Here is a 15,280-nt window from a genome sequence, read left to right on the forward strand (position 1 = left end):
GCGGGCGGCATGCAAGTCGGCACGCATTCGTGCCTGTGGTTTTGTGCTAGGGCGACAGCGAACAATCCGGCGCGGTTACGCTGTCGGCTTGGGCGCAGCGAGGTTGCGGCAGTGCTGATTTTCCGCCAGCAAGACCACGATCAGCACAACAGGGCCGAAGAATAACATAGCGGAAAAGCATTCCAGCGTGCAAATGTGCGCGGGAGTTGTCGGGAATCAATGGTGTGGCCCGGCGTCTGCTGACGCGCGCACCGTCCGGCGGCCTCGGTGGGCGGGCCCTGCCTACACGCGCTGCAAGGTTTCCAGCGGCCAGCGTGGCCGCACATCGAAGGAGTACTCGCAGCGCGCGGCCTGCGGATTGGCCTGCAGGCGCAGCGCGCCGGCGAAGGCGATCATGGCGCCGTTATCGGTGCAGAATTGAAGCTCCGGGTAATACACGCGGAATTTCTGTTTCCCCGCGGCAGTGTCGAGCGCCTCGCGCAATTGTGCGTTGGCGCCCACGCCGCCGGCCACCACCAACCGCTGCAGGCCGGTCTGCCTGATGGCCGCAATGCATTTGGCGGTCAGCACTTCCACCACGGCATCGACGAAGGCGCGCGCGACGTTGGCCTTGTCCTGTTCGCAGATATTCGTGATCTGGTGCTTGACCAGGGTCAGCACCGCCGTCTTCAGTCCGGAAAAACTGAAATCCAGATTTTTTGAATGCAGCATGGGACGCGGCAACTGGTACGCGGTCGGGTCGCCAAACTCGGCCATGCGCGAAATTGCCGGCCCGCCCGGATAGCCTAATCCCAGCAGCTTGGCCGACTTGTCGAAGGCTTCGCCGGCGGCGTCGTCCAGGGTTTCGCCCAGCAGCGTGTACTGGCCGATGCCGTCGACCCGCATCAATTGCGTGTGCCCGCCCGACACCAGCAAGGCGACGAATGGAAACTGCGGTGGATCGCTGGCCAACAACGGCGACAGCAAGTGTCCTTCCAGGTGATGAATCCCGATCAGCGGTCGTCCCAATGCGAAAGCCAGGCTGCTGGCGATGGCGGCGCCGACCAGCAGCGCACCGGCCAGCCCCGGTCCCTGCGTGTAGGCGATGGCGTCGATCTCACCGCGTGTCGCGCCGCTTTGGTCCAGCACTTGTTGCAGCAGCGGCAGCGCGCGCTGGATGTGGTCGCGCGAAGCCAGTTCGGGCACCACGCCACCGTATTCCTGGTGCATCGCGACCTGCGAATGCAGCGCGTGGCCGCGCAGGCCGCGCTGGGTGTCGTACAACGCGATGCCGGTTTCATCGCAGGATGATTCAATACCGAGGACGAGCATGGAAATCTTTGATGGGATGAGGGGCGGATGTAGCGCATTGTATTCCACACCCGCCGCTGCCTGCCGGCAGTGGGTTGCCCCGGATTAACGGATCAGAACCAGCACCAGTGCGGCGGCGGCAAGGATGGTCGTCATGGTCAGCATGCCGGTCAGCCAGACGGCGCGCCGACGCAGGGTCTGGATGCCTTGAATCAGTTGCGTATTCTGCTCCGCCAGCGCCTTGATCAATTCGGACGAGGTCGCCATTTGACTCTGCAATTCGATGCCGGCAGCCTCCAGCTCCGAGATTTTTTTCTCGAGTGTGGCGACCGGGTCGGCAGCCGGGGCGGGCATCGTGTCCGCGGCTTCAGCCGATGGCGCCGCCGGTTTCCGGGCGGCGATCTTCCATAGCTTGCGCGCACCATCGGCCACCAACGGTGCATTGCTGACAACGTCAGCCCAGGGAACGCTTTTCAGTACAGCTAACCAACCAATTGCCATTGATAAATCTCTCCCGGGAAAATCACGAAATCGCCTGTATGCAGACGGCTGCCGGATCAAGCATACCCGAATCGGAGCCGGCAGCCGTCCGGCGCCGGGCAGTTGGCGAGAATCGAATTTTCGAAGCGCCGGCCTCGTTTACAATCGCGGCTTCTTTTTCCGGAATCAGCCATGACTGCAAAATTCGACGTCGCCGTGATCGGCGCGGGCGCGGCCGGCATGATGTGCGCCGCCGTCGCCGGCCAGCGCGGGCGGCGCGTGGTTTTGATCGATCATGCGGCCAAACTGGCGGAAAAAATCCGCATCTCGGGCGGCGGGCGCTGCAACTTCACCAACCTGCATGCCGGCCCGCAAAATTACCTGTCGCACAATCCGCATTTCTGCAAGAGCGCGCTGTCGCGCTATACGCCGCAGGATTTCCTGGATTTGCTGAAGCGCCACCGGATCGCGTATCACGAAAAGCATAAGGGCCAGTTGTTTTGCGACGACTCGGCGGAAGACATCATCGCCATGCTGAAGGCGGAGTGCGCGCTGGGCAACGTGCAGTGGCGCATGCCGAGCCGAGTCAAGAGTCTGGGCAAGGCGGGTGAGCAGTTCCGGCTCGACACCGATGGCGGGGAACTGACCGCCGCCAGCGTGGTGATTGCCACCGGCGGCCTGTCGATTCCGAAAATCGGCGCTACCGATTTCGCCTACCGCATCGCGCGCCAGTTCGAACTCGGGGTCTGCGAGCTGCGCCCCGGCCTGGTGCCGCTCACCTTCGACCCGGCTGTCTGGCAGCCGTTTGTGCCGTTGGCCGGCATCGCGCTGCCGGTCGAGATCGAAACCGGCGTAAAAGCCGGGCGCGGCTTTTTTTCCGAGGATCTGCTATTTACCCACCGCGGGCTGTCGGGGCCGGCGGTGCTGCAAATCTCGAATTTCTGGCGCCCCGGCACCGATCTGCTGCTGGATCTGTTGCCCGGAATTGACGTCGCTCAAACCCTGAGCGACGGCAAGACAGCGCGCAGGAAAAATCTCGGCAATACGCTGGCCCAGTGGCTGCCAGCACGCCTGGCGCAAGGCTGGCTGTCGGCCACCGGCTTGCATCCCGAGATGCGGCCGGCCGACATGCCGGACCGCGAACTGGCGCGGTTGGGCGCTTCGCTCAACCAGTGGCGTATCCGGCCGGATGGCACCGAAGGCTATCGCAAGGCGGAAGTGACGCTCGGCGGCGTCGATACGCGCGAGTTGTCGCAGCAAACCATGATGGCGCACAAGGTGCCGGGCCTGCATTTCATCGGCGAGGCAGTCGATGTGACGGGCTGGCTGGGCGGCTATAACTTCCAGTGGGCTTGGGCTTCCGCGATGGCGGCGGGTCGGTCGCTTTGATGCATTGCGCCGCTGGCTATCGCGAGGCTTTCATCGCGCTTGCGGTTCTGCTATAATTCCGCTCTTTCCCTAAACCTCGGTTTGAATTTCACATGACCACAATTCGCCTTAAAGAAAACGAGCCATTCGAAGTCGCCATGCGCCGCTTCAAGCGGACGATCGAAAAAACCGGTTTGTTGACCGAATTGCGTGCGCGCGAGTTCTACGAAAAACCGACTGCTGAACGCAAGCGCAAGCTTGCCGCTGCGGTGAAGCGCCACTACAAGCGCATTCGCAGCCAGCAATTGCCAAAAAAGCTGTACTGATTTCCTGTCGCACCTGGTGCGACAACCGTCAGCCGTTGCAAACCCGCTCCGGAAGGTCCGCAGCGGGTTTTGGCGTTTAACGATCACATTTCGATCATTTATCGATGCCGGAGGTTGGTTTGAGCCTGAAACAGAAAATTACCGATGACATGAAGGCCGCGATGCGCGCCAAGGACGCCGCCAGGCTGGGCACGATCCGGCTGCTGACGGCGGCGATCAAGCAAAAGGAAGTCGACGAACGCATCGAGGTGAACGATGCCCAGGTGCTTGCGATCATTGAAAAAATGATCAAGCAGCGCAAGGATTCGATCAGCCAGTATGAAGCGGGCGGGCGCCAGGATCTGGCGGACATCGAAAAGGCCGAGCTGGCGATCCTGGCGGCCTACATGCCGGCCTCGCTGTCGGACGCCGAAGTGCAGGCGGAAGTGGCTGCCGCGGTCGCGGAAGCGGGCGCCAGCGGTCCGCAGGACATGGGCAAGGTGATGGCGCTGCTGAAGCCACGCCTGGCGGGACGCGCCGACATGGGGGTTGCCTCCGCCTTCGTCAAGGCGGCGCTGGCGAAGTCATAAGTGCCCGCATTGTCGACATGACTGCATCCAGTTGATCCCGCATTCGTTCATTCAGGATTTGCTGAACCGGATCGACATTGTCGAGCTGGTGGGGCGCTACGTGCCGCTGAAAAAAGGCGGCGCCAATTTCATGGGTCTGTGCCCTTTTCATAATGAAAAATCGCCCAGCTTCACGGTCAGTCCCACCAAGCAGTTCTACCATTGCTTCGGCTGCGGCGCGCACGGCAGCGCGATCGGTTTCCTGATCGAGTACTCCGGCTTCGGTTTCGTCGATGCGGTCAAGGAGCTGGCGCAAAGCGTCGGCATGCCGGTGCCGGAAAACGACGATCGCCTGCCGCCGGCGCAGCGCGCCGAATACCAGGCGAAAACCCTGGCCCTATCCGACGTCATGACGCGTGCCGGCGAGTTTTATCGCAGCCAGTTGCGGGCCCATCAGCGGCCCAAGGATTATCTGATCGGGCGCGGCTTGAGCGGCGAAATCGCGGTGCGCTACGGCATCGGTTATGCGCCGGACGGCTGGGACGGCCTGCGCGCGGTGTTCCCGGATTATCGGCAGGAAGCCTTGGTCGAAGCCGGATTGGTGGTCGATCGCGATGAAGGCGGCGACCACAAGCGCTACGACCGTTTTCGCGACCGCATCATGTTTCCGATCCGCAACCAGAAGGGCCAGATCATCGGTTTTGGCGGGCGGGTGCTGGATCGCGGTGAGCCGAAATACCTGAATTCGCCGGAGACACCACTGTTTCAAAAAGGCAGCGAACTGTACGGACTGTTCGAGGCGCGTCAGGCCATTCGCAGTGCCGGCTATGTGCTGGTTACCGAAGGCTATATGGATGTGGTGGCGTTGGCGCAGCTTGGCTTTCCGCAGGCGGTGGCGACGCTTGGCACCGCCTGCACGACGATCCACGTGCAAAAGCTGATGCGGCAGGCTGACCACATCGTATTCAGCTTTGACGGCGACCGCGCCGGGCGCGGCGCGGCGCGGCGCGCGCTGGATGCGTGCTTGCCGCATGCGAGCGACAACAAGACGATCAAGTTCCTGTTTCTGCCGGCCGAGCACGATCCGGACAGCTACGTGCGTACGCTCGGAGCCGAGGCCTTTGAGCAGCAGATCCGCGACGCTATGCCGCTGTCGCGCTTCCTGTTGGCGCAGGTGTGCGGCGACGGCGAGTTGGCGAGCGCGGAAGAGCGGGCGCGGGCGCAGTTCGAGGCCAAGTCCTTGCTGCAGCTGATGCCGCCGACCGCGTTACGGCTGCAGATCGTGCGCGAACTGGCGCAGGCAACACAATCCAGCGCCGCCGAAATCGAAAGTTTGTGCGAGCTGAATCAGCCCGTACTGCGCGGCCGCCAAGCGCCGCCGCGCAGCAAGCGCATGGCGCCGATGGGGCTGGAGCGGCAGATCATGCGTCTGCTGCTGGCCCATCCGGCGCTGGGCTTGGCGCTGGACGCCGCTGCCATGGCGGTGATCGATTTCCTGGCGCCCGAGGAAGATATGATGCGGCAATTGATCACCGCCATCCGCGCCGCCGATGGCGAGGTCGGCTTCGCTGCGCTGTCGGAACAATTGCGGCATGAAAACCCGGAATTTGATACGCTCATTTCTGAAATTTCGGGCCAACCCGAATCCGAATTGGCGGCGGCGCGACGCGAATTATCAGGGGCGTTGCGGCAGGTGGAGATGCGCATGTTGAAAGCCGAGATGGAGCGTTTGGCCGAGGCCGGATTGACGCTTGAGGAAAGCCGCGTTCGCTATCGGGAATTGATGGCGCGGCAAGATGCGTTGAGGCGAGCGGCGGAGGCCGAAATCGGCTAGATTTGGCGCCGGGCGTGACTGGGGAGGGCTAGGCGCTATGCTACAATTAAAGGCTTTTGATTGGAGGTCTTGGGGAATCGTTTCTTGCCGCAAACGCTGTTTTTAGCGTCAAAGGGAAGGCAGAAGTTCCCGCATTGGAGGTAACGTCGGCAGCAGGATGCGACTTTTTCCTTGTTGATGCCGCACGCCGTCATCTAAAACCTGGACAGTTGGTATTGATCCCATGGCGAACGCAATGAAGAAACCAGCGAAAACCCTGACATCTTCGGCAAAAAAAGCAAAATCGGCCGTGATCAGATCGGCTCCGGTCAAGGCAATAGTGACTGCCGGAAAGGTCGCTGCCAGGACGGCGGCCAAGGAAAGTGGCGCGGTTACCGCAAAAGTCGCAGCCAAGGCCGCGCCCAAAACAGCCACAAAAAAAATCGAAACTGCGGGTGCCCGGCTTGCCTCCAAACAGGTATCCGCCTCTCGAGTAAAATCTGCGCCACGGGCCGCCAGCAAGCAGGCTTCCGGGCAATTGAAAGTATCCGTGACAAACAAGAAATCCGACATTAAAGCAGTGGCCAAACCAGGTAAAAGCGCCATCGGCAACGATGGAAAGCCAGCCGTTAGCGCGACGGCTGGATCAGGTGTCAGCCAGACCACCGATGCCGCCGTCTTGGCGGCAATCGATACCTCCGGCTATGTCTTGCCGACGGTCAAGGTTCCGGGCCGCCGCGGCCGCAAACCAAAAGAATTCCAGCCGGAAAATGACGAAGTGGCGGCGCTGAACGCAGTCGAGCGGGCGGAACTGAAGGCGGTCGACAAGGCCCGCGCGCGCGATCGCAAGGCGAAAGAAAAAGCCTTGCTGAAGGATGCGTTTTCTTCCGATACCGAAGCGACCGAAGAGGAACTGGAGCGTCGTCGGCAGAAGCTGAAAACCCTGATCAAGCTCGGTAAGGAGCGCGGCTTCCTGACGTATTCGGAAATCAACGACCACCTGCCCGAGAATATCGTCGATCCGGAAGCGATCGAAGGCATCATCGGCACCTTCAATGACATGGGCATTGCGGTGTACGAACATGCGCCGGATGCCGAGTCGCTGCTGCTGTCGGACAACGTTGCCAACGTTGCCAGCGATGACGATGCGGAAGCCGCGGCGGAAGCGGCGTTGTCCACGGTCGACTCCGATTTCGGCCGCACTACCGATCCGGTCCGCATGTACATGCGTGAAATGGGTTCGGTCGAACTGCTGACACGGGAAGGCGAAATTGAAATCGCCAAGCGCATCGAGGATGGCTTGAAGGACATGATCCAGGCGATTTCCGCTTGCCCCACCACGATTGCCGAAATCCTGGCCAGCGCCGAGCGCATCAGCAACGATGAAATCAAGATTGACGAGATTGTCGATGGCCTGGTGGACCTGAATGCCACTTCCGACCAGCCCGCGGCGAGCAGCGCGGCGCCAGTCGCCGCGGCCGATGAGGAAGAGGAAGAGGAAGAAGGCGACGAGGACGAAGAAGAGGAAGAAGACGGCACTGCCGCTTCCGGTGCTGCCGGTTTTTCGCAGGAGCAGCTCGAACAATTGAAGCGCGACGCGCTGGCGAAGTTCGCCACGATCGCCGTCCAGTTCGACAAGATGCGCAAGGCCTACGAGAAGGAAGGTTACAAATCGAAGCCCTATATCAAGGCGCAAGAAGCGATCTCGAACGAATTGCTCGGTATCCGCTTCACCGCCAAGGTGGTGGAAAAGCTGTGCGATACCTTGCGTGGGCAGGTGGACGAGGTGCGCCACATCGAGAAACAGATCCTGGACGTCGCGGTCAACAAATGCGGCATGCCGCGCGCCCATTTCATCAAGGTTTTTCCGGGCAATGAAACCAATCTCGACTGGATCGACCGCGAAGTCCGGGCCGGCAAGGAATACAGCACGGTGCTGGCGCGCAACGTGCCGAGCATCAAGGAATTGCAGCAAAAACTGATCGACCTTCAGGCGCGGGTGGTGCTGCCGTTGCCGGACCTGCGCGGCATCAACAAGAAAATGTCGGCCGGTGAAATGAAGGCGCGCAAGGCCAAGCGCGAAATGACCGAGGCCAACCTGCGGCTGGTGATTTCGATTGCGAAAAAATATACCAACCGCGGCCTGCAATTTCTCGACCTGATCCAGGAAGGCAATATCGGCTTGATGAAGGCGGTCGATAAATTCGAATATCGGCGTGGCTACAAATTCTCGACCTACGCCACCTGGTGGATCCGGCAAGCGATCACGCGCTCGATCGCGGATCAGGCGCGCACCATCCGCATCCCGGTGCACATGATCGAAACCATCAACAAGATGAACCGCATCTCGCGCCAGATCCTGCAGGAAACTGGCGCCGAACCCGATCCGGCGACGCTGGCGATCAAGATGGAAATGCCGGAAGACAAGATCCGCAAGATCATGAAGATTGCCAAGGAGCCGATCTCGATGGAAACGCCGATCGGTGACGACGACGATTCCCATCTGGGCGACTTCATCGAGGACAACAACACGCTGGCGCCGGCCGACGCCGCGCTGCATGCATCGATGCGCGGCGTGGTCAAGGACGTGCTCGATTCGCTGACGCCGCGCGAGGCCAAGGTGCTGCGCATGCGTTTCGGTATCGAAATGTCGACCGACCACACGCTGGAAGAAGTCGGCAAGCAATTCGACGTCACGCGCGAACGGATCCGCCAGATCGAGGCCAAGGCGCTGCGCAAGCTGCGCCATCCATCCCGCTCCGACAAGCTCAAAAGCTTCCTGGAAGGCAACTAGGAATCCAGGTAAGGTCGTTTGTCGGTACCCGATGGAAGCAGGGATCGGGCGGGACGGCGAAGGTGCAAGATTGGGCCCCTAGCTCATGCTTGGTTAGAGCAGCGGACTCATAATCCGTTGGTGCCGTGTTCGACTCACGGGGGGCCCACCAGTCGAAAAATGGGTTAGCGATTGAGAAATCGCTAACCCATTTTATTTCGAAGGGTATGTGCATTTACCGCATGATTCATGCGCCGTATCGGTCGTCGACATCTGGAGTATGTCGATAAATTGAGGCCTGTGGCAACTTGAGGGCGCGAGCCGCAGAACGGCACCACCGGGTTTATCGCGAACGGAAGCGACTAGCGCTTCCTTTATAATAAAGCGGTGCGCGCGGCGGGCTGCCGGCTACGCGAGTGCTCTGTCCGTATCGACATCAGCATCGCATCGGTGGCATTCGGGATTGCTGCCATGCCCCCTTTTCACTTGCACGCCGTCCGCCATGGTCGGCGCGTCCGATTCTCCTTTTACCGATACAGACTATTGATTCGATTTTTCCAACTATCATTTTGTCCCGGGATGCGGGCCGTGATAACCGCGCGAGGAAATTCGCGCCTGGGTTTAAACACTTGAGAGAATTATGTCGCTTCTCTGGATAGTGATTCTTCCATTCGCAGGCAGCCTTTGTGCCGCTTTCCTGCCGTCCAATGCGCGCAATGCCGAAGCCTGGCTGGCCGGGCTGGTGGCGCTGGCCTGCGCCGCGCTGACGGTGCAGCATTATCCCGAGGTGGCCGCCGGCACCGTGGTGCGCACCGTGCTGCCCTGGGCGCCGACGCTGGGCCTGGATTTCAGCTTGCGCATGGATGGCTACGCCTGGTTGTTCGCGTTGCTAATCACGGTGATGGGCGCACTGGTGGTGCTGTATGCGCGCTACTACATGTCGCCGCAGGACCCGGTACCGCGCTTCTTTTCCTTTTTCCTGGCCTTCATGGGCTCGATGCTGGGCGTCGTGCTGTCCGGCAATCTGATTCAGTTGGTGCTGTTCTGGGAGTTGACCAGCCTCAGTTCGTTCATGCTGATTGCCTATTGGCATCACCGGATCGACGCCCGGCGCGGCGCCCGCATGGCGCTGACGGTCACCGCCGGCGGCGGCCTGTGCCTGTTGGCCGGAGTGCTGCTGCTGGGGCAGATCGTCGGCAGCTATGATCTGGACGCGGTATTGGCGGCCGGCGCCCAGGTGCGTGCGCATAATTGGTATCCGGCGGTGCTTATCCTGATCGCCCTTGGCGCGCTCACCAAGAGTGCGCAGTTCCCGTTTCATTTCTGGCTGCCGCATGCAATGGCGGCGCCGACACCGGTGTCGGCCTATCTGCATTCGGCGACGATGGTCAAGGCTGGCGTGTTCCTGCTGGTGCGCCTGTGGCCGGTTTTGGCCGGTACCGAAGCCTGGTTCTGGATCATCGGCGGCGCCGGCCTGTGTTCGCTGGTGCTGGGCGCCTATGCGGCGACCTTTCAATTGGATATGAAAGGGGTGCTGGCGTATTCCACCATCAGCCATCTCGGGCTGATCACCTTGCTGCTCGGCTTGAATAGCGAGCTGGCGCTGGTGGCCGCCATCTTCCACATCATGAATCATGCGACGTTCAAGGCCTCTTTGTTCATGGCGGCCGGCATGGTCGATCATGAAAGCGGCACGCGCGATTTGACCCGGCTCTCGGGCCTGTACCGGATGATGCCGATTACCGCCACGCTGGCGGTGGTGGCGGCGGCGGCGATGGCTGGCGTGCCGTTGCTGAACGGTTTTATTTCGAAGGAGATGTTTTTTACGGAAACCGTTTTCATCAGCGGCAATCTGGTGATGCGCTACGGCCTGCCGCTGGTGGCGGTGGTGTATGGCCTGTTCAGCGTGGCGTATTCGCTGCGCTTCATCCTGCAGGTATTCTTCGGGCCGCCGCCGCACGATTTGCCGCGCATGCCGCACGAGCCGCCGGGCTGGATGCTGGTACCGAGCGCGTTGCTGGTGCTGGCTTGCCTGGTGGTCGGCGTCCTGCCGTCGCTGACGGTCGGGCCCTTGCTGGCTGTGGCGGCGGCATCGGTATTGGGCGCCGAATTGCCGCCCTATAGCCTGGCGGTCTGGCATGGCCTGAACCTGCCGCTCATGATGAGCCTGATCGCGATGGCGGGCGGCGTCGCGTTGTATCTGGTGCTGGGCAAGTATCAGCAGCGCGCGCCCGGCGTGGTGCCGCTGATCTACCCGGTCAATGGCAAGCGTCTGTTCGAGTACCTGCTGGATAACGTCACGCGCCTGGCCGGTGCGCTGACCCGGGCCTTGTCGCCGGAACGCCTGCAAACCCAATTGCTGTTGCTGGTGGGCGTGGCCTTCGGCGCGGCGCTGATTCCGTTATGGCGCGACGGCTTGCCGGCTGGCGACATGGCGCTGACCAAGCTCGACCCGGTGTTTGCGTTGTTGTGGCTGATCGGTGCCGCCTGTGCGCTGGGTGCAGCCGGCCAGGCGAAATATCATCGGCTAGCGGCCTTGGCCCTGGCGGGCGGCGCCGGCCTGGTTACCAGCGTGACCTTCGCCTGGTTTTCCGCTCCCGACTTGGCCTTGACCCAGTTGGCGGTGGAGGTGGTGACGGTGGTGCTGATCCTGCTCGGCTTGCGCTGGCTGCCGCCGCGCTTTCGCGCCGACGACGAACAGGAGCCGCTGGCGCAGCGCGTGCGCGCGCGCAGCCGGCGCCTGCGCGACCTGTTGCTGGCCGCCGTGGTCGGGGCCGGTATGGCGGGGCTGGCCTATGCGGTGCTGACGCGCCAGGCCGGCGCCGGCATCGCGCCGTTTTTTATCGAAAATGCGTTGACGCTGGGCGGCGGCGCCAACGTCATCAATGTGATCCTGGTCGATTTCCGCGGCTTCGATACGCTGGGGGAAATCACCGTGCTGGGCATCGTCGCGCTGACTGTCTACGCGCTGCTGCGGCGCTTCCGCCCGGCACCGGAAAGCATTGGACAGACCAGCCAGCAGCGCGACCAGGACGGTCACGACGGCCAGGATGGCCACAGTGAGCCGGATCCGCACGCGCCGCTGCCGGCCGGACCGCTCAGATTGCCGGCAGTGCTGGTACGGCTGTTGCTGCCGGTGGCGCTGCTGGTCTCGGTATTTTTCCTGTTGCGCGGGCATAACGCGCCCGGCGGCGGCTTCGTCGGCGGCCTGGTGCTGGCGACCGCGGTGATCCTGCAATACCTGGCGGGCGGTACCGTCTGGGCCGAATCGCGCACCCGGATCCATCCGCAATACTGGATTGGGCTGGGGCTGCTATGCGCGGTCGGCGCCGGTGCACTGGCGTGGCTGGCCGGTCGCCCGTTCCTGTCGGCGCTGAGTTGGGATATACCGCTGCCCCTGCTGGGCGGTTTGCATGTGCCGAGCGTACTGCTGTTCGACCTTGGCGTCTATCTACTGGTGGTCGGCGCGACCGTCCTGATCCTGGTGGCGCTGGCGCACCAGTCGCTGCGCAGCCATCGCCAGCGCGCCGCCGTGCAGTCGATGCCGGCGCCGACGCTGGCGCATGTGGTGCGGCAGGCGACGCCATCCGGGGGGCAGCGCTGATGGAGCTGATTTACGCCCTGGCGATTGGCGTGCTGACCGGCTCCGGCGTCTGGCTGCTGCTGCGGCCGCGGACCTTCCAGGTCATCATGGGGCTGTCGCTGTTGTCGTATGCGGTCAACCTGTTCATTTTCGGCATGGGGCGACTGGCCGTGGGACAGGCGCCGATTGTCGGCTCGGCTGATGCCGCCGATGCCGCGCTGGTTGCCGATCCGCTGCCGCAGGCGCTGGTATTGACTGCGATCGTGATCGGCTTCGCCACCACCGCACTATTCCTGGTGGTGCTGCTGGCGGCACGTGGCCTGACCGGCACCGACCACGTCGATGGCCAGGAGGCCGAATCGTGAGCGGCTGGCTGGCGCAGTTGCTGATGCACTTGCCGATACTTCCGATCCTGCTGCCGTTGCTGGCCGGAGCCGCCATGCTGCTGCTGGGCGACAGTCGCCGCAGCGCGCGCAGCCTGATCGGATTGGGCGCGACCGCGGCGCAACTGGCGGTGGCGCTGGCCTTGCTGGCGCAAGCCGGCGGCCAGTTGCCGGAAGCGGGTACGGATGCGATCGCGGTGTACCGGCTCGGCGCCTGGAATGCACCGTTCGGCATCGTGCTGGTGGCGGACCGGCTGGCGGCGATCATGCTGACGCTGAGCGCGGTGCTGGCCCTGGCGGCGCTGGTGTACGGCATGGCGCGCTGGGACCGCCTGGGGGCACATTACAAGCCGCTGTTCCAGTTTCTGCTGATGGGCGTCAATGGCGCCTTCTTGACCGGCGACCTGTTCAATCTGTTCGTCTTCGTCGAGGTACTGCTGGCCGCATCCTACGGCTTGCTGCTGCACGGGTCGGGCGCGCCGCGGGTGAAGGCAGGCCTGCAGTACCTGGCGATCAACCTGGTGGCGTCGCTGCTGTTCCTGATCGGGACCGCGTTGATCTACGGCATCGCCGGTACCCTGAACATGGCGGATCTGGCACAGCGGCTGCCGGCGCTGGGCGCGGACGACCGGGCCCTGTTCGACACCGGCGCCGCGATCCTGGGCGTCGCATTCCTGGTCAAGGCCGGAGTCTGGCCGTTGAATTTCTGGCTGCCGGGCGCCTATGGCGCGGCTGCGGCACCGGTCGCGGCGCTGTTTTCGATTCTGACCAAGGTCGGGATCTACGCCTTGCTGCGGCTGGGCTCGCTGTTTGCCGTCGCCGGTGCGCCGGCGCCGTTTGGCGGCACCTGGCTGTTCGGCATCGGCCTGGTCACGCTGTTCTTCGGCAGCGCCGGCATGCTGAGCGCGCAGCAACCGCAGCGCATGAGCGCGTATTGCGTGATCGTCTCGGCCGGCACCTTGCTGGCCGCGCTCGGCCTGGGCGGCGCCGCACTGGCCGGGTCGGCGCTGTTTTACCTGATCAGCTCGGTGCTGGCCACCGGCGCCTTCTTCATGCTGGCCGAGATGATTGAACGCAGCCGCGCATTCGGCGCCAACGTGCTGGCGGTGTCGTTCGAATCGTTTGGCGTCGATGATCCTTTCGATCCGGAGCGGCCGGACGAAGTGGTGGGAATCGTGATTCCAGCGGCGATGGCGTTTCTGGGTCTCGGCTTCATCCTCTGCGCGTTGCTGGTTAGCGGTTTGCCGCCGCTGTCCGGTTTCGTCGCCAAGTTTTCGATCCTGGCCACGGCGCTGGCCGCCCCGACGACCGGCATGTGGTCGGCCACGCTGCTGCTGATCGCCATCCTCGGCTCCGGCCTGGCGGGCGTGATGGCGCTGTCCAGGATGGGGATGCGGATATTCTGGAGTTCGGATGGCCGCATTGTGCCGCGCCTGCGGCTGATCGAAGCCGGCCCGGTCGCCTTCCTGATCTTGCTGTGCGTTGCGCTGACGGTGGGCGCCGGCCCGGTGGCCGCATATCTGGACACCGCCGCACGATCGCTTGCCACGCCGCAAATTTATGTCGATGCCGTGCTGGCGCCGGCAAAATCATCTGCGTGGGGGAGACCGTGATGAAAGTGCGCTTGATCATGTCGCGCCTGACGCTGTTTTTACTGCTGATCTGGCTGTTGCTGAACGATAGCCTGCAGGCCGGCCAGATCGTGTTTGGCCTGCTGCTGGCGATTCTGGTGGTATTGCTGAATGCCAGCAGCCAGCCGCTGCAGGCGCAGCCGCGGCGCGTGCTGCTGGTGCTGTCGCTGCTGGCGCATGTCGCGGTGGATGTGGTGCGTTCGAATTTTGCCGTGGCCATGTTGATTTTCGGTTCCAAGGCGCGCCGCTCGAACTCGGATTTCATGCAAATTCCGATCGAGCTGCGCGATCCGCACGGCCTTGCCATGCTGGCCTGCATCATTACCGCCACCCCCGGCACGGTCTGGGCCGGATTGTCCGCGGATGGCGCCACACTGACCATTCATGTGCTCGATTTGCAGGACCGGGAAATCTGGATTCGCACCATCAAGGATCGTTACGAGCAGCCATTGAAGGAGATATTCGAATGAACCTGATACTGCCTTGGGCGGTCACCTTCGCCCTGATTGCCTTGGCGCTCGGCATGTGCTGCGCGATGCTGCGCCTGCTGCGCGGGCCGGCTGCGCACGACCGCGTGCTGGCGCTGGATACGCTGTATGTCAATGGCATGCTGCTGCTACTGACGCTCGGCATCCGCTTCGGTTCGCGCGTGTATTTCGATATCGCGCTGCTGATGGCACTGTTCGGTTTCGTCGGTTCGGCGGCGATGGCAAAATTCCTGCTGCGCGGCGAGGTGATCGAGCCATGACGATGCTTGAGGTCCCGCTGTGGGCAGCGCTGCCGGCCGCGCTGCTATTGGTTGGCGGCAGCGTGCTGGCATTGATCGGTTCTGCCGGCCTGTTGCGTCTGCCGAATTTTCAGGCCCGCATGCACGCCCCGACCATGGGCAATACGCTGGGCCTGGCCTGCGTGCTGATGGCGTCGATGCTGGTGGCTTCGGGCCACGGGCAGCGCATGGTGGTGCAGGAAATCCTGATTGTCGTGTTCGTGCTGTTGACTTCGCCGGTGACCGCCTTGCTGCTGATGCAGGCCTCGCTGTATCGCGAGCGGGTGGAACGGCGCACCGCGGATCGGAAATGAGTCTC

Annotated in this window: 13 protein-coding genes and 1 tRNA gene; 12 read left to right on the forward strand and 2 right to left on the reverse strand. The window is 62.8% G+C overall.

What is annotated here, in order from left to right; all coding sequences use genetic code 11:
* Positions 1–282: 282 nt before the first annotated feature.
* Positions 283–1,311, reverse strand: coding sequence for a tRNA (adenosine(37)-N6)-threonylcarbamoyltransferase complex transferase subunit TsaD (gene tsaD / locus ACK2VC_RS13085; protein ID WP_486730797.1), 1,029 nt, complete (start codon positions 1,309–1,311; stop codon positions 283–285).
* A gap of 84 nt (positions 1,312–1,395) precedes the next feature.
* Positions 1,396–1,644: a hypothetical protein gene (locus ACK2VC_RS13090; RefSeq protein WP_486730798.1), complete on the reverse strand. Its 249-nt coding sequence runs from the start codon at positions 1,642–1,644 to the stop codon at positions 1,396–1,398.
* Between the two features lie 318 nt (positions 1,645–1,962).
* On the opposite strand from ACK2VC_RS13090, the gene ACK2VC_RS13095 reads away from it, so the two are divergent.
* The 12 genes from ACK2VC_RS13095 to mnhG all read left to right on the forward strand — a co-directional run bounded on the left by ACK2VC_RS13095 (position 1,963) and on the right by mnhG (position 15,275).
* On the forward strand, positions 1,963–3,159 hold the full coding sequence (locus ACK2VC_RS13095; protein WP_486730799.1) for a BaiN/RdsA family NAD(P)/FAD-dependent oxidoreductase: 1,197 nt from the start codon (positions 1,963–1,965) through the stop codon (positions 3,157–3,159).
* A 92-nt stretch (positions 3,160–3,251) separates the two neighbouring features.
* The gene (gene rpsU, locus ACK2VC_RS13100; protein ID WP_005665410.1) at positions 3,252–3,464 is read left to right on the forward strand and encodes a 30S ribosomal protein S21; all 213 of its coding nucleotides are present in this window, start codon (positions 3,252–3,254) and stop codon (positions 3,462–3,464) included.
* Between the two features lie 119 nt (positions 3,465–3,583).
* On the forward strand, positions 3,584–4,033 hold the full coding sequence (locus tag ACK2VC_RS13105; RefSeq protein ID WP_486730800.1) for a GatB/YqeY domain-containing protein: 450 nt from the start codon (positions 3,584–3,586) through the stop codon (positions 4,031–4,033).
* A gap of 31 nt (positions 4,034–4,064) precedes the next feature.
* A complete protein-coding gene (dnaG, locus tag ACK2VC_RS13110; RefSeq protein WP_486730801.1) occupies positions 4,065–5,846 on the forward strand; it encodes a DNA primase in 1,782 nt (593 codons plus the stop codon).
* 223 nt (positions 5,847–6,069) lie between these two features.
* Positions 6,070–8,619, forward strand: coding sequence for an RNA polymerase sigma factor RpoD (rpoD, locus tag ACK2VC_RS13115; RefSeq protein ID WP_486730802.1), 2,550 nt, complete (start codon positions 6,070–6,072; stop codon positions 8,617–8,619).
* 72 nt (positions 8,620–8,691) lie between these two features.
* Positions 8,692–8,770: transfer RNA gene (locus ACK2VC_RS13120), tRNA-Ile, on the forward strand.
* A 468-nt stretch (positions 8,771–9,238) separates the two neighbouring features.
* Positions 9,239–12,202: a monovalent cation/H+ antiporter subunit A gene (locus tag ACK2VC_RS13125; RefSeq protein ID WP_486730803.1), complete on the forward strand. Its 2,964-nt coding sequence runs from the start codon at positions 9,239–9,241 to the stop codon at positions 12,200–12,202.
* A complete protein-coding gene (locus ACK2VC_RS13130) occupies positions 12,202–12,546 on the forward strand; it encodes a Na+/H+ antiporter subunit C (protein ID WP_486730804.1) in 345 nt (114 codons plus the stop codon). The genes ACK2VC_RS13125 and ACK2VC_RS13130 overlap by 1 nt, the downstream gene beginning before the upstream one ends.
* A 23-nt stretch (positions 12,547–12,569) precedes the next feature.
* The gene (locus tag ACK2VC_RS13135; protein ID WP_486733241.1) at positions 12,570–14,177 is read left to right on the forward strand and encodes a monovalent cation/H+ antiporter subunit D; all 1,608 of its coding nucleotides are present in this window, start codon (positions 12,570–12,572) and stop codon (positions 14,175–14,177) included.
* Positions 14,177–14,665, forward strand: a complete 489-nt coding sequence (locus ACK2VC_RS13140) for a Na+/H+ antiporter subunit E (RefSeq protein ID WP_486730805.1) — start codon at positions 14,177–14,179, stop codon at positions 14,663–14,665. The genes ACK2VC_RS13135 and ACK2VC_RS13140 overlap by 1 nt, the downstream gene beginning before the upstream one ends.
* Positions 14,662–14,943, forward strand: a complete 282-nt coding sequence (locus tag ACK2VC_RS13145; protein WP_486730806.1) for a K+/H+ antiporter subunit F — start codon at positions 14,662–14,664, stop codon at positions 14,941–14,943. The genes ACK2VC_RS13140 and ACK2VC_RS13145 overlap by 4 nt, the downstream gene beginning before the upstream one ends.
* A complete protein-coding gene (mnhG, locus tag ACK2VC_RS13150; RefSeq protein WP_486730807.1) occupies positions 14,940–15,275 on the forward strand; it encodes a monovalent cation/H(+) antiporter subunit G in 336 nt (111 codons plus the stop codon). The genes ACK2VC_RS13145 and mnhG overlap by 4 nt, the downstream gene beginning before the upstream one ends.
* Positions 15,276–15,280: the final 5 nt, after the last annotated feature.

This window comes from Herbaspirillum sp. WTB6 (genome assembly GCF_057457785.1).

What these genes read in the sequence shown, in the direction of transcription:
- tsaD (WP_486730797.1), bottom strand. Translation starts at nt 1,311, where the DNA reads ATGCTCGTCCTCGGTATTGAATCATCCTGCGATGAAACCGGCATCGCG.
- ACK2VC_RS13090 (WP_486730798.1), bottom strand. Translation starts at nt 1,644, where the DNA reads ATGCCCGCCCCGGCTGCCGACCCGGTCGCCACACTCGAGAAAAAAATC.
- ACK2VC_RS13095 (WP_486730799.1), top strand. Translation starts at nt 1,963, where the DNA reads ATGACTGCAAAATTCGACGTCGCCGTGATCGGCGCGGGCGCGGCCGGC.
- rpsU (WP_005665410.1), top strand. Translation starts at nt 3,252, where the DNA reads ATGACCACAATTCGCCTTAAAGAAAACGAGCCATTCGAAGTCGCCATG.
- rpoD (WP_486730802.1), top strand. Translation starts at nt 6,070, where the DNA reads ATGGCGAACGCAATGAAGAAACCAGCGAAAACCCTGACATCTTCGGCA.
- ACK2VC_RS13125 (WP_486730803.1), top strand. Translation starts at nt 9,239, where the DNA reads ATGTCGCTTCTCTGGATAGTGATTCTTCCATTCGCAGGCAGCCTTTGT.
- ACK2VC_RS13130 (WP_486730804.1), top strand. Translation starts at nt 12,202, where the DNA reads ATGGAGCTGATTTACGCCCTGGCGATTGGCGTGCTGACCGGCTCCGGC.
- ACK2VC_RS13135 (WP_486733241.1), top strand. Translation starts at nt 12,570, where the DNA reads ATGCACTTGCCGATACTTCCGATCCTGCTGCCGTTGCTGGCCGGAGCC.
- ACK2VC_RS13140 (WP_486730805.1), top strand. Translation starts at nt 14,177, where the DNA reads ATGAAAGTGCGCTTGATCATGTCGCGCCTGACGCTGTTTTTACTGCTG.
- ACK2VC_RS13145 (WP_486730806.1), top strand. Translation starts at nt 14,662, where the DNA reads ATGAACCTGATACTGCCTTGGGCGGTCACCTTCGCCCTGATTGCCTTG.
- mnhG (WP_486730807.1), top strand. Translation starts at nt 14,940, where the DNA reads ATGACGATGCTTGAGGTCCCGCTGTGGGCAGCGCTGCCGGCCGCGCTG.